The sequence below is a fragment of the Nannocystis pusilla genome (assembly GCF_026626665.1).
In the GTDB taxonomy this organism is placed as follows: Bacteria; Myxococcota_A; Polyangia; order Nannocystales; family Nannocystaceae; genus Nannocystis; species Nannocystis pusilla.
In genome coordinates this window covers 11056718-11075900 of sequence record NZ_JAPNKE010000002.1, presented here as the reverse complement: position 1 = coordinate 11075900, position 19183 = coordinate 11056718, and the positions used below count along the sequence as shown (strand labels likewise).

21 protein-coding genes and 3 pseudogenes are annotated in these 19183 nt (G+C 71.7%); 18 read left to right on the top strand and 6 right to left on the bottom strand.

Annotated features, from left to right (window positions below; translation table 11 throughout):
- The first annotated feature begins 12 nt into the window (after positions 1-12).
- Entirely contained in the window at positions 13-666 is a 654-nt protein-coding gene (locus OV079_RS49010) for an NHL repeat-containing protein (RefSeq protein WP_267777199.1), read from the top strand.
- An 11-nt stretch (positions 667-677) separates the two neighbouring features.
- Positions 678-1496 (top strand): hypothetical protein, encoded by an 819-nt coding sequence (locus OV079_RS49005; RefSeq protein WP_267777196.1) that lies wholly within the window; start codon positions 678-680, stop codon positions 1494-1496.
- A 194-nt stretch (positions 1497-1690) separates the two neighbouring features.
- On the opposite strand, the gene OV079_RS49000 is transcribed toward OV079_RS49005, so the two are convergent.
- The 3 genes from OV079_RS49000 to OV079_RS48990 all read right to left on the bottom strand — a co-directional run bounded on the left by OV079_RS49000 (position 1691) and on the right by OV079_RS48990 (position 3441).
- On the bottom strand, positions 1691-2743 hold the full coding sequence (locus tag OV079_RS49000) for a tyrosine/phenylalanine carboxypeptidase domain-containing protein (RefSeq protein WP_267777195.1): 1053 nt from the start codon (positions 2741-2743) through the stop codon (positions 1691-1693).
- Positions 2671-2958 carry a hypothetical protein gene (locus tag OV079_RS56875; protein WP_267777193.1) on the bottom strand — a complete coding sequence of 96 codons (288 nt, stop codon included), beginning with the start codon at positions 2956-2958 and terminating at the stop codon, positions 2671-2673. The genes OV079_RS49000 and OV079_RS56875 overlap by 73 nt, the downstream gene beginning before the upstream one ends.
- A 300-nt stretch (positions 2959-3258) precedes the next feature.
- The gene (locus tag OV079_RS48990) at positions 3259-3441 is read right to left on the bottom strand and encodes a hypothetical protein (protein ID WP_267777192.1); all 183 of its coding nucleotides are present in this window, start codon (positions 3439-3441) and stop codon (positions 3259-3261) included.
- Positions 3442-3519: 78 nt separating this feature from the next.
- On the opposite strand from OV079_RS48990, the gene OV079_RS48985 reads away from it, so the two are divergent.
- Positions 3520-3708, top strand: coding sequence for a hypothetical protein (locus tag OV079_RS48985; RefSeq protein ID WP_267777189.1), 189 nt, complete (start codon positions 3520-3522; stop codon positions 3706-3708).
- A 71-nt stretch (positions 3709-3779) separates the two neighbouring features.
- Here OV079_RS48985 and OV079_RS48980 read toward each other — a convergent pair whose 3' ends face one another.
- Together OV079_RS48980 and OV079_RS48975 are read right to left on the bottom strand one after the other, a co-directional pair.
- Positions 3780-4082 carry a magnesium chelatase subunit ChlI family protein gene (locus tag OV079_RS48980; protein ID WP_267777187.1) on the bottom strand — a complete coding sequence of 101 codons (303 nt, stop codon included), beginning with the start codon at positions 4080-4082 and terminating at the stop codon, positions 3780-3782.
- Entirely contained in the window at positions 4079-5317 is a 1239-nt protein-coding gene (locus OV079_RS48975) for a YifB family Mg chelatase-like AAA ATPase (RefSeq protein WP_267777186.1), read from the bottom strand. Before OV079_RS48975 ends, OV079_RS48980 begins: the two co-directional genes overlap by 4 nt.
- A gap of 395 nt (positions 5318-5712) precedes the next feature.
- Between OV079_RS48975 and OV079_RS48970 the strand changes: the two genes are divergently transcribed.
- From OV079_RS48970 to OV079_RS48955, 5 genes and pseudogenes are all read left to right on the top strand, one after another.
- Positions 5713-6045, top strand: a complete 333-nt coding sequence (locus OV079_RS48970) for a hypothetical protein (protein WP_267777179.1) — start codon at positions 5713-5715, stop codon at positions 6043-6045.
- 84 nt (positions 6046-6129) lie between these two features.
- Positions 6130-6378 (top strand): annotated as a pseudogene (locus OV079_RS59940) (response regulator); the annotation flags it as partial.
- Positions 6379-6424: 46 nt separating this feature from the next.
- The gene (locus OV079_RS48965; protein WP_267777177.1) at positions 6425-6781 is read left to right on the top strand and encodes a DUF4388 domain-containing protein; all 357 of its coding nucleotides are present in this window, start codon (positions 6425-6427) and stop codon (positions 6779-6781) included.
- Positions 6782-6834: 53 nt separating this feature from the next.
- Positions 6835-7314: a hypothetical protein gene (locus OV079_RS48960; RefSeq protein WP_267777174.1), complete on the top strand. Its 480-nt coding sequence runs from the start codon at positions 6835-6837 to the stop codon at positions 7312-7314.
- Positions 7315-7330: 16 nt separating this feature from the next.
- Positions 7331-9109 carry an ADP-ribosylation factor-like protein gene (locus OV079_RS48955; protein WP_267777172.1) on the top strand — a complete coding sequence of 593 codons (1779 nt, stop codon included), beginning with the start codon at positions 7331-7333 and terminating at the stop codon, positions 9107-9109.
- 26 nt (positions 9110-9135) lie between these two features.
- Here OV079_RS48955 and OV079_RS48950 read toward each other — a convergent pair whose 3' ends face one another.
- Entirely contained in the window at positions 9136-9444 is a 309-nt protein-coding gene (locus OV079_RS48950; RefSeq protein WP_267777170.1) for an SCP2 sterol-binding domain-containing protein, read from the bottom strand.
- A 198-nt stretch (positions 9445-9642) separates the two neighbouring features.
- Between OV079_RS48950 and OV079_RS59935 the strand changes: the two are divergent.
- The 10 genes and pseudogenes from OV079_RS59935 to OV079_RS48895 all read left to right on the top strand — a co-directional run bounded on the left by OV079_RS59935 (position 9643) and on the right by OV079_RS48895 (position 19157).
- Positions 9643-10508, top strand: a pseudogene (locus OV079_RS59935) (SDR family oxidoreductase).
- A gap of 13 nt (positions 10509-10521) precedes the next feature.
- A pseudogene (locus OV079_RS59930) lies at positions 10522-12148 on the top strand (acyl-CoA carboxylase subunit beta).
- 62 nt (positions 12149-12210) lie between these two features.
- Positions 12211-13368 carry an acyl-CoA dehydrogenase family protein gene (locus tag OV079_RS48930; protein WP_267777166.1) on the top strand — a complete coding sequence of 386 codons (1158 nt, stop codon included), beginning with the start codon at positions 12211-12213 and terminating at the stop codon, positions 13366-13368.
- A 6-nt stretch (positions 13369-13374) separates the two neighbouring features.
- The gene (locus OV079_RS48925; RefSeq protein WP_267777165.1) at positions 13375-14205 is read left to right on the top strand and encodes an enoyl-CoA hydratase/isomerase family protein; all 831 of its coding nucleotides are present in this window, start codon (positions 13375-13377) and stop codon (positions 14203-14205) included.
- The gene (locus OV079_RS48920; protein ID WP_267777164.1) at positions 14202-16196 is read left to right on the top strand and encodes an ATP-binding protein; all 1995 of its coding nucleotides are present in this window, start codon (positions 14202-14204) and stop codon (positions 16194-16196) included. The genes OV079_RS48925 and OV079_RS48920 overlap by 4 nt, the downstream gene beginning before the upstream one ends.
- A gap of 18 nt (positions 16197-16214) precedes the next feature.
- Entirely contained in the window at positions 16215-16442 is a 228-nt protein-coding gene (locus OV079_RS48915; protein WP_267777162.1) for an addiction module protein, read from the top strand.
- A 3-nt stretch (positions 16443-16445) separates the two neighbouring features.
- Complete coding sequence (locus OV079_RS48910) at positions 16446-16754, top strand: type II toxin-antitoxin system RelE/ParE family toxin (RefSeq protein WP_267777160.1); 309 nt, start codon at positions 16446-16448, stop codon at positions 16752-16754.
- Positions 16751-16978, top strand: a complete 228-nt coding sequence (locus OV079_RS48905) for a hypothetical protein (protein WP_267777158.1) — start codon at positions 16751-16753, stop codon at positions 16976-16978. The genes OV079_RS48910 and OV079_RS48905 overlap by 4 nt, the downstream gene beginning before the upstream one ends.
- 19 nt (positions 16979-16997) lie before the next feature.
- On the top strand, positions 16998-17864 hold the full coding sequence (locus OV079_RS48900) for a beta-keto acid cleavage family enzyme (protein WP_267777156.1): 867 nt from the start codon (positions 16998-17000) through the stop codon (positions 17862-17864).
- A gap of 156 nt (positions 17865-18020) precedes the next feature.
- The gene (locus OV079_RS48895; protein WP_267777154.1) at positions 18021-19157 is read left to right on the top strand and encodes an acyl-CoA dehydrogenase family protein; all 1137 of its coding nucleotides are present in this window, start codon (positions 18021-18023) and stop codon (positions 19155-19157) included.
- Positions 19158-19183 lie beyond the last annotated feature (26 nt).

Here is a 19183-nt window from a genome sequence, read left to right as displayed (position 1 = left end):
GGCGGGCGGGCCATGTCGACCGCCGCCGCGCCTCGTTTCTACTGCGACGCCGCCGAGCACTTCATCGGCACCCGCGCGACCGAGGCCGACCCGGTCTACGCCGGGTCTCGCGGCGCCCCGGGGCGGATCGACGGCCCGCGGCGCAAGGCCCGGTTTCACGGCCCGCGGGCGCTGACCGAGGGCGGCGCCTCGCTGCTGTTCGTCGCCGACACCGGCAACGGCGCGGTGCGCAGCATCGACACTCGCGCGGGCGTGGTCAACACGGCGCTCACGCTCGCGGACATCTGCACGATCGCACATGTCCAGGAGTTCACCCCGAGCGGGCTGGCGTGCGACGGCGAGTGGCTGGTCATCGCCGACACGCGCAACCACGTGGTGTGGAGCTACGACCTGCGCAGCCATCGACTCGCGCTGCTGGCCGGCTGTCCCGGGACGCCCGAGACGTCGACGGCGACTGCGAGCAGGCGCGCTTCTGGTTGCCGGTCGCCGTCGCGCTGGCGGACGACGGCCGTGGCTTCGTCGTCAGCGAGGCCCGCGGGCGGCGGCACGTCAATCGCCGCGGCGACGTGCGAACTCTCGGTCGCTGAAGCTCGCGCGTGGCAGCGCCGATGCGCGCGGGCCTGCGCAGCGACGCGACCGGGTTTGACACGCCGGGCCGCGGCGTGAAACACGGGGTCATGCACGTGCATCGCCTCGGCCTCGTCCTCGCTGCCCTCACCGCCTGCGGCCCGGATGGTCGCGCCGACGCCACCGACACCGCGACCGCGCCCACCGGCACCACCGCGCCGGCCTCGACCTCGAGCAGCAGCAGCGGCGACGTCGCCCCGACGAGCACCGGCGACGCGAGCACCGGCACCATCACCACGACCACCACCGGCACGACCGAGGAGCCCGGCACCACCACCGCGCTCACCACCGCGGTCGACACCTCGACCACCGAGCCGGTCGACCCGTCGACCACCACCACCGTCGGGCCCAAGCTCGACCTGCCGGCGGAGATGCCGATCCCGGTGAAGGACATCCCTGGCCTGGTGTCGATCACCTTCTACGAGTCGACCAGCGGGGTGATGGAGTTCACCTTCTCGGTCGACGGGCCCGAGCTCAACACCCTGCTGGCCGACCCGCTGAGCAACGCCAACCGCGACATCGAGGGCACCAGCGTCGAGTTCTACGACGTGTACTACTCGGACGTGGACGGCGTGTTCGATCCGCTGGGCAGCTATCTGACGATCGCGGGCTCGTTCGGGGCCAAGCTGCCGGCCGGTGGCGGGCTCAACTTGGCCGAGATCTCGCTCAACTTCGACAACAACGAGTTCGAGTTCGGCAGCTTCCTCGCCAGCTTCGTCGGGCTCGGCGACAACTACATCGCCGGCTCCGAGCCCAACGCGATCGACAACAACCTCGACACGCACACGACCATGGGCAACACGGTGGACACCCCCGGGCAGCGGCTGCGGGTCACGCTCGGCTTCAAGTCGTCGCTGATGCCGGGCTGACGCCTGGCCGATCGGGCATGTCCCGATCGCCATGCGCCGTGAGCTGCCTCCCAGCCGGGCCCAGGCGGCGAACACCTGTCCTGTCGGGCATGTCCCGATCGCCATGCGCCGTGAGCTGCCTCCCGGCCGGGCCCGCGCGGCGAACACCTGACCTGTCGGGCATGTCCCGATCGCCATGCGCCGGGCGGCCCACCTCAGGTGGCCATGTCGGTGGCGTCGGCGGCGAAGTCGGTGAGCTCGACGCCGGTGAGCCGGAGCGAGGTGCTGAGCACCGAGTAGATGAGGAAGGCCGCCAGGGTGGCGCGGCTCTTGACCCACGAGGGCTCGAACCGCGGCGGCGCGAGTGCTCCGGCGCGGAAGAACGGGTCGAGCTCGATGGCGTCGCCGAGCGCCATGCGGCCGGAGAACAGGTGGTGCAGCAGCTCGGGCCGGCCGCTCTGGATCGCCTTGAGGAAGAACGTGTGCACGCCGAGGAGGCCGCGCAGGTAGACGATGTCCTTGGTGAACACGACCTTGCCGGCGACGTCGCCGCCGCGGAACACCCGCGCCGCCGAGTGATAGCTCTCGCCCGGGTCCTGACCCGCGTCGTGGAAGAAGCGGAACAGGTCGATGAAGTCGGCGCCGGACAGCGCGAGGTCGACGGCCTTGACGCGCAGGGCCAGGCGGCGGAGGCGGGCCAGGTCGATCGCGTTGGTGATCATCTCGGCGAAGGTCGCCAGGCCCTCCTGCGTGGCCGTGGTCCGCGGCGCCCCGAGCCCCAGCGAGCGCACGTGCGGCTGCTCGCGCCCGTTGAGGGCGGTCAGCGAGTGGACGAACACCTCGTGCTCGACGAGCTGGGCCACGTCGTAGGGGCTGAAGCAGGTCGCGCCGCGCAGGCGCACGCGCGTCGGGCCGGCGGCCGCCTTGGCCGCCATGTCGGGGTCGACGACGACCGCGATCGGCAGGTCGCCGAACACCGGGGTGATGCGCTCGCGCAGCGCGTCGGCCGCCTGCTCGGGCGTGACGAAGAAGTCCTGCTCGGGGATGTAACCCTCGGCGCGGAAGTCGTCGGTCAGCGCCAGGAATTGTTCGGCCGCCGACAGGTTGCTGACCTGCCCGGGGCCGACGGGGTCGCGCGGACCGCCGTAGAGCTCGATCGAGCGGACCGTGAACTCGGGCGTGCCGGCCTCCTCGATCATCGCCGCCGCGAGCTTGTAGCTGCGGGCGGTGCGGTAGAGGTAGCGGCCGACGGGTGGTTTCGGTCGCACTCGCGCATGATCGAGGCCAGCGCGCGGATGTTGGAGTCGAAGCGCACGCGCGGCGGCTCGACCGCGGGCAGCCGGGGATCGCCGGCGTGCCAGCGGGCGAGGAACTCGGCGCCGACCTGCGGCGGCCAGGCCAGCTGGCTGAGCACCTTGATGTCCTTGGCGGCGTCGACCAGGCGGCCGTCGAGGTCTGCGAATTGTTCGAGCGCGGTGTCCACGAGCGTCCTCCTCGGCCCTTGAAGATCGCACGCAAGGGCTCGCTTCCCAAGGCCGCGGCTCGCGCCGATACCGCACCGGTCGTGCGCGGCGTTCCGCGGGCAGGAGCGGCGTCGACCGTGCCTCGCGTAGCAGGCGCCACCCGGTCGCGGACACGTGTCCTCGCCGAGCGCTGCTCAGCTCACGCCGAGCCCATGGCCGTCGGCGCGGGCCTGCATTACTCTGCTGCTCGATCAATCCATGGTTTTCAAAGTCGGCGGAGACATCGACGCTTATTGCACCAAGTGCCGCCTCGACACGATTCACGTCGTCGTCGCGCTCAAGCCGGGCAACGAGGGGCCGAAGCGGGTCGAGTGCAAGAGCTGCGGCGGGCAGCACATGTACCACGCGCCCAAGCTGCCCTCGCGGACAGAAGCGCCGAGCCAGCCGGCGGTGGTGAACCGCAGCGCCGCCGCTCGCAACCCGCCGCCGCCCAAGCCGCCCAAGGCGGCCAAGCCCGCGGCGGCCAAGCCCTCGGCGCTCAGCCCCCGGCCGGCGCCGGCGCGCGCGAGTGGTTGCGGCGCATGGAGGACCTGGCGCACCAGGGCGGCACGCCGATCAAGGCCTACTCGATGCGTGAGACCTTCGCCGCCGGCGACCCGGTGTCGCACCCGAAGTTCGGCAAGGGCGTGGTGCTCGAGGTGATCGAGGCCAAGAAGTGCGCCATCCTGTTCGAGGAGGGCCGCAAGGTCCTCGCCATGGGCGGCACCTGACAGCCGCGTGAGCTGCTCTTCCGGCCATGTCGCGTGCGACATGTCCGTATGCACATGTCCGTCCGGACAGCTCATTCGGCCTCCGGCAGCGCGCGCAGGTGGAGCGCCTGGGCCACGTCGGCCTCGGCCGCGGGGGCGCGCGGGCAGCGATCGTCGTCGGCGAGGTCGGCGAGCGTGCGGGCGACCCGGCGCAGGCGGTGCTGGGTCCGCGGGCTCCAGCCGCGGTGCTCGGCCGTCGCGGCGAGCAGGCGCTCCGCCGCCGGCGTCAGCGCGCACAGGCGTTCGATCGACCCGGCCGCCGCCGGCACCTCGGCGTTGGTGCGCCACGGCGTCCCGCGCAGCCGCGCGAGCTGGCGGGCGCGGGCCCGCGTCACGCGGGTCCGCACCGTCGCGCTCGACTCCGGTGGGTCGGCCGAGCGCAGCTCTCCGGCCGCGCCGGCGTGACGGACACTGCGACGTCGATGCGGTCGAGCAGCGGCCCCGACACGCGCTGCTGGTAGCGCAGCACCGCCGCCGGGTTGTCGACGCAGGTGCGATCGGGGTGGCCGAGGAAGCCGCACGGGCACGGGTTCATGGCCGCCAGCAGCTGGAACCGGGCCGGGAAGCCCACGCTCCCGCGCGCGCGCACGATCCGGACCACGCCCTCTTCGAGCGGCTCGCGCAGCGCCTCGAGGCAGCCGCGCGAGAACTCGGGCAGCTCGTCGAGGAACAGCACCCCGCGGTGCGCCAGGCTGACCTCGCCCGGGCGCAGGAACGGCCCGCCGCCGAGCAGACCGGCGACGCTGACGGTGTGATGCGGGGCTCGCAGCGGCACCTCGCGGACCAGCCCGTCGACCGCGCGCAGCCCGGCGACGCCGAAGATCTTCGTCACCTCGAGCGCGGCCTCGTCGTCGAGCGGCGGGTAGAGGCCGATGGCACGCCGCGCGAGCATGGTCTTGCCGACGCCCGGCGGACCGTGGAGCAGCACGTTGTGACCGCCCGCCGCCATCACCTCGATCGCGCGGCGGGCCAGCACCAGCCCGCGCACGTCCTCGAGGTCGTGGAGCTCGCGCGGCGGCCTGGGCGGCGGATCGTTGGCCGCGTGCGCGCCGATCTCGCGATCCCCGCGGAGGTGGGCCACGAGCTGCGGCAGGTCGCGGACCGGCAGCACCGCCAGCCCGCCGAGCACCGCCGCCTCGTCGGCGCTGGCCTCGGCGACCGCCAGGCTGGTGAAGCCCATGCGCCGGGCGCAGTCGGCGATCACCAGCGTGCCGGCGGCCGGGCGCAGCGAGCCGTCGAGCGACAGCTCGCCCCACAGCATCAGGCCCTGCAGCCGCTCGGCCGGCACGACCTCGTGGCTCGCCAGCAGCGCGCAGGCCACCGCGAGGTCGATGCCCGGGCTGTCCTTTCGTTCATCCGCCGGCGCCAGGTTGACGACCTGCTTGCGCGGGTGGAGCTTGTGCCCGCAGTGGCCGAGCGCGCTGCGGACCCGCTCGCGCGCCTCCATCAGCGCCCCGCTCGCCCGCCCCACCAGAGTGAGGCCCGGCAGGCCGAGGCCGACGTCCGCCTCGACGGTGACGACAAAACCTTCGACGCCGAGGACGCTGGCGGAGTAGGAGCGAGTCAGCACGGGCGCACTCCCTACAATCGCCGTGCTCCGCGGCCGCGAAGCAAATCAAGGACTTGCCCGCGCGGACGCGCCGTCGCCGTCCCGCCGGCTGGACACCGTCCGGCCCGCCGGACGTGTCGCACCCCGGCGCCGCACCTGCGCCCACGCTCACCCGCGGTCGCAGCCCCTCGCGCGTCGCCTGTGCCCGGCGAACGGCGATCGTATTGTGTTCACCGGCGTCGGTTCGTCGTTCCGCCGAACTCATCGTAGCATTAGCGAACGTTCACCAATCGTTACACAAGCTAATCGCGCGCCGCAATACTTGCTCTTGCCGGAGCATGAAATGTTCGCGAAGATGCAATCCCGACTCGGGGGAGCTTGTCATGGGGAATACGGGGAATCAGATCAAGAAAGCGATGGAGATCGACGGGGCCGTGGCAGCGGCGCTCGTGGACAGCGAGAGCGGCATGACCCTGGCCGTCGCCGGGGGTGGACCATCCTTTGACATCGAGGTCGCGGCGGCGGCCAACACCAACGTCGTCCAGGCCAAGCTCAAGGCGATGAATGCCCTCCGCCTCGCCGACGAGCTGGAGGACATTCTCATCACTTTGGGCAAGCAATACCACATCATCCGACCGCTGCGCCGCACCCCGGCGGTCTTCTATTACCTCGCATGCGATCGCAACAAGACGAACCTGGCGATGGCGCGACGATCACTGGCGGAGATCGAGCACGGGACGGCGCTTTAGCGCCGTTCGCCTGCGCTCACACACCCTGAGCCGGGGCGACGACATGCGATTCGCGCGTCGACGCCCCGCATTTGGAGTTTTACTTTGACTTCGCTGCTCATCGTCGAGGACGATTCCCACTTTCGCGGCGAGCTCACGCGCGAGCTCGAAGGCCACGGTTTTCAGGTCGCGTCGGCGCCCTCGGTGCATTCGGCCCTGGCGGCCCTGGCCCGGCGCCCGGCGGACGTGGTGCTGACCGACCTGCGCCTGGGCGGCCCGGACGGGCTCGACCTGCTCAAGCTGCTGCCGAGCGTGTCCCGGCGGACTCGCTCCATTCTCATGAGCGCCCACGCCTCGGCCCGCGACCACCAGCTTCGCCACCGAGCTCGGCGCCATCGACGTGCTGATCAAGCCGTTCACCCCGGTCGAGCTGCTGCGATCGATCCACAAGGCGATCGATTGCGAGACCGGCTTCGTCGGCAGCGTCCACGGGCTGTCGCTGATCGACGTGGCGCAGATGTTCCACATGGCGCAGCGCTCGGTCACGATCGTCGTCTCCGCGGCGGGCCAGTCGGCGAGCAAGATCCACTTCCGCCGCGGCGAGATCGTCGGCGCCTCGCACGGCGAGCAGTTCGGTGCGTCGCGCTGCGGGCGATCCTGGCCGCCTCCACCGGGGCGCTGCACACCACCGGCCTCGAGGACGGGATCACGCCGACCATCGACGCGCCCTTCGATCACCTGCTGCTGGCCAGCCTGAGCCGGCTCGACGAGGAGCTGCACGAAGGCCGCGGCGCGGACGAGACCCCGGCGGTGTTCGAGCTGGGCGACTTCGGCGAGAGCGACGAGTTCGTCGCGGCGCCGGACGAGCCGGCCGAGGAGCCGTCCTGGACCGGGCTGGGCGCCGGGCGCGAGCAGGCCCGGGCCCGCGACGACGCGCTCGACGACGCGTGCCGGCGCCTGACGGAGGGGGTCGAGGGCGCGCTCGCGTGCGCCCTCGTGGCGGTCGAGGGCGGAGATTTGCTCGGCCACCATCGCCGCAAGGCTGCCGGGCCCACGTCGGAGGCGGCGCTGAGCGCCGCGGCGCGCGAGCTGTTCGGTGGCACGAGCCGGCTGGCGGGCGGCCGGCTGCACGAGGTCCAGCTGACCGCGAGCGATCATTACCTGTTCGGCAAACTCCTCGGCGATCGCCGGCGCGCGCTGCTCCTCGTCACCGATCGCACGATCAGCGTCGGCTTCGGGTGGGCGATGCTGCGCGCGCAGCTCGGCGCGCTCGAGCTGCCGGCGCGGTGACGAGAAAGGACCGGTCATGGCTGTCTACGAACGAGACCGCGACCGTATCGTCATTCGCGTCGTCTACGACGGGCCGGGGCGCGCGGGCAAGACCACCAACGTCGAGCAGCTGGCGCGCATCTTCGGCAACAAGCCCGGCAACGAGCTGCAGGTCCATCCCGCGGCCACCGGGCGCACGATCTACTTCGACTGGTTCAGCTTCGACGGCGGCATGATCGACGGCCACCCGTTACAGGTCCAGGTCGTCACAGTCCCCGGCCACAAGAGCCTCGATCCGCGTCGGGCGCACATTCTGCATACCGCCGACGTCGTCGTCCTCGTGTGCGATTGCGCCGCCTCGGGTCCGGACGCCGCGCGCGAGATGCTCGACAGCCTGCGCGAGCACCTGGCCACGAACGCCCGCTCGGTGCCGCTGGTCGTGCAGGCCAACAAGCAGGACCTGGCGAACGCCATGTCGCCGCAGAAGCTCAGCGCGGCGCTCGGCCTCGGCTACGACACGCCCGTCGTCAGCGCCCAGGCCTCGGCCGGCATCGGCGTGCGCGAGACGGCGATCGGCGCGATCCGGGCGGCCGTGCGGCAGATGAAGCGGCGCATGGCGAAAGAGGGCGTCGACGCGATCCTCGGCAGGGCCGGCACCGCCGACGAGCTGCGCGCGGCCCTGCAGGGCATCGAGGCGGTCGGCGCCGGTCGCAGCGTCGGCGAGCGCCGCAGCCCGGAGGACGAGGACCGGCGCGCCCTGCCGGCGGCCCTCGTCGACGAAGGCCGGGTGGTCTACATCCGCTCGCAGAAGCTGGCCACCCAGCTGGCCGCCGGCGCCCACGGCGAGGCGACCGCGCGGGCCCGGGCGCCGCTGCAGACCAGCCTTTCGGACATGTCCGAAAGGCCACATGCCGAGCGTGCGCGCGGCGGCGCCGTCCCGGTGTCGGCGATGTTCATCGAGCCGCGCCCGGCCAACGACCCGCCCGAGGTCGCCGCGCTCCCGAGCGGCACCGTGCCGGAGGACCTGCATCTCCCGCCCCCGCCCACGGTCGCTCGCCTCCCGCCGGTCGATCTGCCGCCGCGCCCCGGGCCCGAGCTCCCGTCCGGGCACGTGTGGCCGGTCCCCGGCGGTCGCGGCGTGCTCGAGCGGATCGCCGCCCACCCCATGACTCATGTGCCAGGTCTCGAAGGACATGCTCGAAACGACATGTCTTTCAAGTCATCTGATTTTCGCCTGCGCACCCGCCCCGAGTGGCGGTTCGCCGAGCGCGAGCGCGGGCGCGAGGCGCTCCGCGAGCACGTGCGCCGGGCCGCGCGGCTCGGCCCCCTGCTGCCGGCCGGGATCGCGGTCGCGCTCGCGGTCGGCGACGACGCCGACGTCCTGTGGCACATCGTCCCCGACCTGCAGTCGCTGGGCGCCGAGCTGCGCGGCGCGCCCGCGGCCGAGCGCCCGCGGCACCTGCAGCGGCTCGCGTCCGCCTACGCGGCGGCCCTGCGCCTGCTCGCCCGCGAGGACGTCGGCCTGGGGCTCGACCCGCACGCGTTCGCCGAGCAGGACGGCCGGTGGGTCTACATCGGCGACCGCCTGCACGAGCCCGACCCCGCGTCGGCGCTGGCCCGTGCGCTGCTGGCCCCGGGCAGCGGGCCCGGCGAGCGCGGCGCATGGTCGGGTGCGCTCGAGCAGGCCCTGCCGCTCGCCTTGACGCGCGAGGACGTCGCCGCGCTGGGCCTCGAGCAGGCGCTCGCGGCCGCGACGACCGCGGACGCGGCCGAGGACCGTGCCCGCGTGCGGGCGGCGCTGGGGCGCTGCAGCTGAGCCGCGCCCCTGCGCCGACCTGCTCGCTAGTTGAACAGCTTGCCGAGGCGCATGGCCACGCCCATGTCGCCCTCGATCTTGATCTTGCCGGTCATGAACGCGGTCGTCGGGTCGAGCTTCTTCGACGCCAGCTTGGCGAAGTCCTCGAGCGAGACCTTGACCGTGCACTTGGCCGGGCGGTCGGTGTTGTCGACCGTATTGGGGGTGCTCTCGCCGTCGATGTAGAGCACCTGCGAGTCGGAGAACACGAACTTGATCGTCGCCTTGAGGCCCGAGTCGGCGCCGACCTTCGCGCGGATCTCTTCGGTGAACTTTTCCAGGCTGATGTCGCTCATGACGCCTGCCTACCACAATCTACCGGCGCCTTCGACGCCCGCGGCGCCTCCGGCCCGCGCCGCGAAAATCTACTCGCCGACGCGGGTTCGATCCGCCCTACCCCCACGTCAGCGCATACGTCGTTCCCGGGACCCTCCCCGCGCCCGGCGGCGATTTCCCGCTTCCCCTGGTCCCGCGGCTGTGTACGATGCGGCGCCATGAGCGGGTACCGTTCCGTCTTTCGTCCGGGGCTGTTCGCCGGGCAAACGATCGTCGTCACCGGCGGCGGCAGCGGGATCGGTCGCTGCACCGCGCACGAGCTGGCCGCGCTGGGCGCCCACCCGGTGCTCGTCGGTCGCAAGCTCGCCAAGCTCGAGGCCACCGCCGCCGAGATCGTCGCCGACGGCGGCGCCTGCTCGCTGCACGCGTGCGACATCCGCGAGGAGGCGCAGGTCAAGGCCACGGTCGCCGCGATCGTGGCCGCGCGCGGGCGCGTCGACGGGCTCGTCAACAACGCCGGCGGGCAGTTCCCGGCCCCGCTGGCCGCGATCTCGCAGAAGGGCTTCGAGACGGTGGTGCGCACCAACCTCGTCGGCGGCTTCCTGTTCGCCCGCGAGGTCTACACCCAGTCGATGGCCGAGCACGGCGGGGCGATCGTCAACATCGTCGCCGACATGTGGCGGTCGATGCCGGGCATGGGCCACTCCGGGCCGCGCGCGCCGGCATGGTCAACTTCACCCAGACCGCCGCGGTCGAGTGGGCGCCCTCGGGCGTGCGCGTCAACGCCGTCGCGCCGGGGTGGATCGCCTCGTCCGGCATGGACAACTACGACCCCGACATGCTGAAGGGCCTGCTGCCGCGGCTCAAGGCCGCCGTCCCGCTGCACCGCCTCGGCACCGAGGCGGAGGTCAGCGCCGCGATCGTCTTCCTGCTCAGCGAGGCCGCCGCGTTCATCAGCGGCTCGACGCTGCGGGTCGACGGCGCCGCCCCCAATCCCAGCGCGGTGTGGCCCGCGAGCGAGCACGATCGCTCCAGGCCGTACGAGGGCTTCCACCGCGCCGAGCTCCCCGACAACCTGCGCTAAAGGCCAGCCAGTCATGCCCGTGCTCACGTCCCGCATCGACCTCCAGGGCGACCAGTTCCAGAGCAACCGCGCCGCCCAGCTGAAGCTCATCGACGAGTTCCGCGCCGCCGAGCAGCGCGTGCGCGACAACTCGGGCAAGCAGGCCGAGAAGTTCGCCAAGCGCGGCCAGCTGCTCCCGCGCGACCGCGTGGCGCGGCTGCTCGACCGCGGCGCGCCGTTCCTCGAGCTGTCGACGCTCGCCGGCTTCAACATGCACGACGACGACGGCCGGGGCGACGCCAGCGGCGGCGGCTGCATCGTCGGCATCGGCGTCGTGTCCGGCGTGCGGTGCATCGTCAGCGCCAGCGACAGCGCGATCAAGGGCGGGGCGATCTCTCCCATGGGCCTGCGCAAGAGCCTGCGGGCCCAGGAGATCGCGCTCGAGCACAAGCTGCCGATCATCTCCTGCGTCGAGAGCGCGGGCGCCAACCTCCTTTATCAGGCCGAGATCTTCGTCGACGGCGGCCGCGTGTTCGCCAACATGGCGCGGCTGTCGGCCGCCGGCATCCCGCAGATCACGATCGTCCACGGCAGCAGCACGGCCGGCGGCGCCTACCTGCCGGGCCTGTCGGACTACGTGATCGCGGTGCGCGGCCAGGCCAAGGTGTTCCTCGCCGGTCCGCCCCTCGTGGAGGCCGCGCTCGGCGAGGTCGCCACCGACGAGGAGCTCGGCGGCGCCGAGCTGCACGCCACGGTCACCGGCACCGCCGAGTACATGGCCGAGAACGACGCCCACGCGATCCACCTCGCGCGCGAGCTGCTGGCCAACCTCCAGCGCGCTCCGCTGAGCCGGTTCGCACATGACCTTCGACCAGGCCGCACCGCCCGCCGCGCTACGACGGCGAGGACCTGCTCGGCATCGTCCCGGTCGACTTCAAGAAGCCCTACGACGTCCGCGAGGTGATCGCCCGCCTGGTCGACGACAGCGACTTCTTCGAGTTCAAGGCGCTGTACGGCTCGGCGACGGTGTGCGGCCACGCCCAGATCGAGGGCCACGCCGTCGGCATCCTCGGCAACAACGGCCCCATCAACCCCGACGGCGCCACCAAGGCCGGGCAGTTCATCCAGCTGTGCTGCCAGAGCGGCACCCCCTGGTGTTCCTGCAGAACACGACCGGCTACATGGTCGGCACCGCGGCCGAGCGGGCCGGCATGGTCAAGCACGGCTCGAAGATGATCCAGGCGGTCGCCAACGCCGACGTCCCGAAGCTCACCGTCATCCTCGGCGGCAGCTTCGGCGCCGGCAACTACGGCATGTGCGGCCGCTCCTACGACCCGCGGTTCGTGTTCGCCTGGCCGGGCAGCCGGATCGCCGTGATGGGCGGCGAGCAGGCGGCCAAGGTCATGGAGATCATCACCACCGCCAAGTTCGCGCGCATGGGCGTCAAGCCCGACGCCGACGCGATGGCGCAGATGGGCAAGTCGATCAAGGACCGCCTCGACGCCGAGTCGACCGCCCTCTACGCCACCGCGAGGCTGTGGGACGACGGCCTCATCGACCCCCGCGACACCCGCCGCGTGCTCGCCCTGGCGCTCGCCGTCTGCCGCGAGGGCGAGGCCCGCCGCGTCCGCCCCAACTCCTTCGGCGTCGCCCGACTGTGACCTCACGACTTCGTCGTCTTCGCCTGTCCTTTTGACCACCTGACCCGAGAGCCAGCCCAGACATGCCGCTGTTCACCGACGAGCACGACCTCCTGCGCGACAGCCTGCGCAAGTTCATCGCCCGGGAGATCAACCCCTACTGCGACGAGTGGGAGGAGGCGCGGATCTTCCCGGCGCACGAGCTCTTCAAGAAACTCGGCAACGAGGGCTTCCTCGGCCTGACCAAGCCGACCGAGTACGGCGGCTCGGCGCTCGACTACTCGTACGCGCTGGTGATGGCCGAGGAGCTCGGGCGCGTCGACGCCGGCGGCGTGTCGCTGGCGATCGGCGTGCAGACCGACATGTGCACGCCTGCGCTCGCGCGGTTCGGCTCGGACGAGCTCAAGAAGGAGTTTTTGGCCCCGTCGATCGCCGGCGACCTGGTCGGCTGCATCGGCGTGTCCGAGGTCGGCGCCGGCTCCGACGTCGCCAGCCTCAAGACCTACGCCCGCAAGGACGGCGACGACTACGTCATCTCCGGCGGCAAGATGTGGATCACCAACGGCATCCAGGCCGACTGGATGTGCTGCCTCGCCAACACCAGCGACGACAAGCCGCACAAGAACAAGACCCTCATCGTCGTCCCGCTGGACTCGAAGGGCGTCGAGCGGGCCCGCAAGCTGCACAAGCTCGGCATGTGGTCGTCCGACACCGCGCAGATCTTCTTCGACGAGGTCCGCGTCCCGCAGCGCTACGCGATCGGCCCCGAGGGGGCAGGCTTCATGCTGCAGATGCTGCAGTTCCAGGAGGAGCGGCTGTGGGGCGCCGCCAACTCGCTGACCGCGATGGAGACCGCGATCACCGAGACGGTCAAGTACACCCGCGAGCGCAAGGCCTTCGGCAAGTCGATCCTCGACAACCAGGTCGTCCACTTCCGCATCGCCGAGCTGCTCACCGAGGTCGAGTCGCTGCGCGCGCTGATCTACCGCGCCGCCGAGCTGTTCATCTCCGGCAAGGACGTGACCCGCCTGGCCTCGATGGCCAAGCTCAAGTCCGGCCGCCTCGGCCGCGAGGTCGCCGACAGCTGCCTGCAGTACTGGGGCGGCATGGGCTACATGTGGGAATCGAAGATCTCGCGGATGTTCCGCGACTCGCGCCTGATCTCCGTCGGCGGCGGCGCCGACGAGGTCATGCTCGGCATCATCGCCAAGCTCGAGGGCATCCTGCCCGGAAAAGGCTGAAAGGACATGTCCCAGACGACCTTGCCCGAGTGCCAGACGCTGCTGCTGCGCCGCGACGGCTGGCGCCTGCACGTCACGTTCGACCGGCCCGAGGCCCGCAACGCGATGTCGTTCGCTATGGTGCGCGAGCTGCAGGCGGTGTTCGCCGCGATCGCCGGCGACCGCGAGGTGCGAGCGGTGGTCCTGCGCGGCGCCGGGGGCAACTTCTGCGCCGGCGGCGACATCAAGGACATGGCCGGCGCCCGCGGGGCCGAGCCGGGCCCCGACGGCAAGGACCCGCTGGCGACGACCAACCGGATCTTCGGCAGCATGCTGCAGCAGATCGAGGACGCCCCGCAGGCCATCGTCGCGGTGCTCGAGGGCGCGGTCATGGGCGGCGGCTTCGGCCTGTGCTGCGTCAGCGACGTCGCGGTCGCCGCCGACGACGCCAAGCTGCGCCTGCCCGAGACCGGCCTCGGCGTGCCGCCGGCCCAGATCGCGCCGTTCATCGTCCGCCGCGTCGGCTACAGCGAGGCGCGCCGGCTCGCGGTCACCGGCGGGGCGCTGACCGCCGGCGAGGCGCTGCGCCTCGGGCTGGTCCACCACGTGACCGATCGGGCAGGTCTCGAAGGACAGGTAGCGAAGGTCCTGGCCGACATCGGCCGCTGCGCCCCCGAGGCGGTCGCCACCACCAAGCGGCTGGTCCTGGCCGCCAGCGGGGCGCCGCACGGCGACGCCCTGTCCGCCCTGCTCGACCTCGCCGCCGACGACTTCGCCCGCGCCGCCCGCGGCTCCGAGGGCGTCGAGGGCATGCTCGCATTCATTCAGAAGCGCAACGCCGCCTGGAACGACCAATGACCTTCTCCACGATCCTGATCGCCAACCGCGGCGAGATCGCCTGCCGGATCATCCGCACCGCCCACGCCCTCGGCTACCGCACCGTCGCCGTCTACAGCGACGCCGACGCCGGCGCCCCGCACGTCGGCCTGGCCGACCGCGCGGTCCGGATCGGCCCGCCGCCGGTGCGAGAGTCGTACCTCAACGTCGCGGCGCTGATCGCCGCGGCCAAGCAAGCCGGCGCCGACGCGGTCCACCCCGGCTACGGCTTCTTGTCGGAGAACGACGGCTTCGCGCAGGCGGTGCTCGACGCGGGCCTCGTGTTCATCGGCCCCTCGCCGGCGGCGATCCGGGCGATGGGCAACAAGGCCGCCGCCAAGCGGGCGATGATCGCCGCCGGCGTCCCGTGCATCCCTGGCTTTCAGGACAGCAGCGAAGCGGGCCAGTCCGCCGAGCGCCTCGCCGCCGAGGCCGAGCGCATCGGCCTGCCCCTGCTGATCAAGGCGGCGGCCGGCGGCGGCGGCCGCGGCATGCGGATGGTCCGCGACTGGGACGGGCTGCCGGCCGCGCTGGCGTCGGCGCGCAGCGAGGCCGAGAGCGCGTTCGGCAGCGGCGAGCTGATCCTGGAGCGCGCGATCACCAGCGGCCGCCACGTCGAGATCCAGGTGTTCGGCGACAGCCACGGTAACGCGATCCACCTCGGCGAGCGCGACTGCTCGGTCCAGCGCCGCCACCAGAAGGTCGTCGAGGAATCGCCGTCGCCGGCCGTGTCGCCGGCCCTGCGCGCCGAGATGGGCGCCGCCGCGGTGCTCGCCGCGCGCTCGATCGACTACGTCGGCGCCGGCACCGTCGAGTTCATGCTCGATGCGGATGGCAAGTTCTACTTCCTCGAGATGAACACCCGCCTGCAGGTCGAGCACCCGGTCACCGAGCTGGTCACCGGCCTCGACCTGGTCGCGTGGCAGCTGCGCGTGGCCGCCGGGGAGCCGCTGCCGCTGACGCAGGAGCAGATCGAGCTGCGCGGCCACGCGATCGAGGTCCGCCTCTACGCGGAGGACCCGTACGCCGGCTACCTGCCGCAGGCCGGCGAGGTGGTCGCGTGGCAGCCCGCGAGCGGCGACGGCGTGCGCGTCGACCACGGCCTGCACCGCCAGCAGACCGTCTCGCCGTTCTACGACCCGATGATCGCCAAGGTCATCACCTACGGCCGCACCCGCGACGAGGCCCGCCGGCGCCTCGTCAGCGCGCTGGGCCGCAGCGTCCTGCTCGGCCTGGCCAACAACAAGCGCTTCCTCGCCGACATCCTCGAGCACCCGGTGTTCGCCGCCGGCGGCGCGACCACCCGCTTCCTCGACGAGCACCTGCCCGCACCCGCGCGCCCCGAGCCCGACGCCCGCGCGTGGGCGATCGCGGCCACCATCTGGACTTTGGGACATGTCCGCGGGGACTACAGCCCGTGGCGCAGCGCCGGCCGGGCCGCGTTCCCTCTGTCCCTTCGGACAGGTGAGCGCGAGCGCGAGCTGGCGGTCGACCTCGACCCGAGCGGCATCACGACGGTCACCGTCGACGGCGTCACCCTGCCCGTGCGCGTGCTCGGCCGCGACGGCGTCGTCTATCGCGTCCTCGTCGGCGACGTGCAGGAGACCGTCCACGCCGCCGTCGTCGGCGAGCGCCTGTTCCTCGAGGCCCGCGGCGTGCAAGCCGAGTTCGTCGAGCCGCCGCCGAAGGGCGCCGAGGCCGAGGCCGACGTCGGCGGCGACGGCAACCTGCTCGCGCCCACGAGCGGCCGCGTCGTCGCCGTCCACGTCCAGGTCGGCGACCGCGTCCGCCGCGGCCAGACCCTCGTCACCCTCGAGGCGATGAAGATCGAGAACGCCCTCGCGGTCGCCGTCGCCGGCGTCGTCACCGAGGTCAAGGTGAAGCCCGGCGATCAGGTCCCGCAAGGCCGCCTCCTCGCAGTCGTCACCCCCGACGACGGCCCCGAACCCGGCGCCGCCTCCGCCGCCGCGTAGGCGTGCTAAGGTGCAGTCATGAGCGCCGCCCGGATCCTCAACGACCTGATGGCCTTGCCGCCTGACGAGCGCCGCGCGATCGCGCGGCGCGTCCTCGAGGATCCCGTCCCGCCCGAGGTCGAAGAGGCCCAATATCAAGAGGTCCTCCGCCGCCTCCGCGACATCGAGGAGGGCAAAGAAGAGCTGGTCGATTGGGAGATCGTTCAGGCCGAATTGAACGCCAAGATCGCCCGCCACGGCCCCTGAACCATGCGAGGTTCCGAGGTCGTCGTCCGCCTGTCTCGCCGCGCCGGCCACGACTTCGATCGCGCGGTCGACTACTACCTATCCCAGGGGCCAGGTCTCGCGCAACGCCTCCTCGCCGCTGTCAATGCGACCGTAAAGGACCTGGCCGAGGCACCAGCACGCTGGGCGGTTTGGCGAACCCCGCAGCTCCGGCGGGCGCTCGTCCCTGATTTTCCCTACGTCCTCGTCTATCGCATCGTATCGCGGGAGCAAGTGTTGATCGTGGCGCTCCTCCATCAGCGCCAAGACCCGAACCGGCGTTTCCCACCGTGACCTATCGCAACGCCAAGCGCCTGGCCTCGCCTCCAAGCTCGCCAGCTCGGCCCGCCTGTGACGAATCGCTTGCCATTAGGCACGAGGTCGCATGGCTCGCCGAGGTGGAGCGCCGCTGGCACGCGGTCGAGTCCGGCCTCGAAGCGACCGTCGACCACGAAGAAGCGCTCGCCTTCATCTTCTCCCCGTCCCTCGCGCTCGCTCGTCCATCGCAAGCTCGATGATCCTCGCCTGGACTCCGCCATGACCCACGACAAAGCGATCGTCACCTGCGCCCTCACCGGCGTGCTCACCAACCCCAAGCAGCACCCTGTCCCGGTCACGCCGGAGGAGCTCGCGCGCGCCGCTCGGCAGGCGCGGGACGCCGGGGCCTCCGTCGTGCACGTCCACTTCCGGCGCCAGGAGCCCGGCATGGGCTTTCTGCCGTCGTGGGAGCCCGAGGTCGCCGTCGCCGTGCGCGAGGCCATCCGCGCCGAGTGTCCCGACCTCATCTTCAACATGACCACCGGCGTCGTCGGCGAGGACATCAGCGGCCCTGTGGCGTGCCTGCGCGCCATCAAGCCCGAGATCGCCGCGTGCAACGCGGGCAGCCTCAACTACCTCAAGGCCAAGAGCGACGGCACCTGGGCCTGGCCGCCGATGGTGTTCGACAACCCCGTCGAGAAGGTCAAGGCCTTCCTCGACGTCATGGCCGAGTGCGGCACGGCCCCCGAGTTCGAGTGCTTCGACCTCGGCATCGTCCGCTCGGTCGGCCTCTACGTCGACGTCGGCCTCGCCAAGCATCCGCACTACAACTTCGTCACCGGCGTCGCCTCCGGCATGCCGACCGACCCCGACCTCTTGCCGTTCCTGCTCAAGTACATCAAGCCGGGTTCGCGCTGGGAGGTCACCGCCATCGGCCGCGAGGAGATCTGGGCCATCCATCGCCGCGCCGCGGAGCTCGGCGGCGATCTGCGGACCGGCCTCGAGGACACCTTCTACCTGCCGGACGGCAGCCGCGCCGACAGCAACGGCCGGCTCATCGAGGCCCTCGTCGCCAGCGCTCGCGAAGTCGGCCGCGAGATTGCCTCGCCCGCCGAAGCTCGCCAGCGCATACACCTCGTGGCCTGAGCCAGCCCTCGTCGGCGCCGCTCACTCGACGCGTCGCGCGAGCGGCCGCGATCTTCGTCTCGCGATCGTCCGACGCGCTCTCGTGAACGCCACGAGCGACGCGGTCGCAATCATCACGCCCGTCCTCGATGCGGTCGTGATAAAGTCGGCCGCAAAATGTACGTCCTCGACGACGCCGACCGCGAAGCGCTGCGCGGCACCCTGCGTGGATTCATCGAGCGCGAGGTCATGCCGCACATCGACGCCTGGGAGGAGGCGGGCGGCTTCCCGCGCCAGCTCTACCGCCGCGCCGGCGAGCTCGGGATCCTCGGCCTCGGCTTCCCCGAGGAGCTCGGCGGCAGCCCGGGCGACAGCACCTCTCTCGTGATCCTGTGCGAGGAGTTCGCGCGCACCGGCGCCGGCGGCCTCATCGCCGGCCTATTCTCGCACGGCATCGGCCTCCCGCCGATCTTGAACCTCGGCGACGACGCACAGAAGCGGCGCTTTGTGCCCGACGTCCTCGCCGGTCACAAGGTCGCCGCGCTCGCGGTCACCGAGCCCTCGGGCGGCTCCGACGTCGCCAACCTCAAGACGGTCGCCCGCCGCGACGGCGACCACTACGTCGTCCACGGCAGCAAGACCTTCATCACCTCCGGCATGCAGGCCGACCTCGTCACCGTCGCGGTGCGCACCGGGGCCCCGGGCCTCGGCGGTATCTCGCTGCTCGTCGTCGAGGCCGGCACCCCCGGCTTCACCCGCACCGCCCTGGACAAGAAGATGGGCTGGTGGTGCTCCGACACCGCCACCCTCTACTTCGACGACTGCCGGGTCCCCGCCGCCAACCTGCTCGGTGAGGAGAACCACGGCTTCCTCGGCATCATGCAGAACTTCAACCGCGAGCGCCTGATGATCGCGGCCATGGCCGTCGCCTTCGCCCAGGTCTGCCTCGACGAGTCGATCGCCTACGCGCGCCAGCGCGAGACCTTCGGCAAGCCGCTCGCCACCCGCCAGGTCATCCGCCACAAGCTCGTCGACATGGCCACGCGGATCTACCCCGTGCGCACCTGGCTGTACGCGCTCGCGCGGCGCATCGACGCCGGCGAGTGGCCGATCGCCGAGATCTGCATGCTCAAGAACGCGGCCACCCAGTGCGTCGAGTTCTGCGCCAAGGAGGGCGTGCAGATCTTCGGCGGCGCGGGCTTCATCCGCGGCAACAAGGTCGAGCGGATCTACCGCGAGACCAAGGTCCTCGCCATCGGCGGCGGCGCCGAGGAGATCATGAAGGACCTCGCCGCCAAGCAGATGGGCCTCTAAATAAACTCAAACAACCTCTCGCCAGG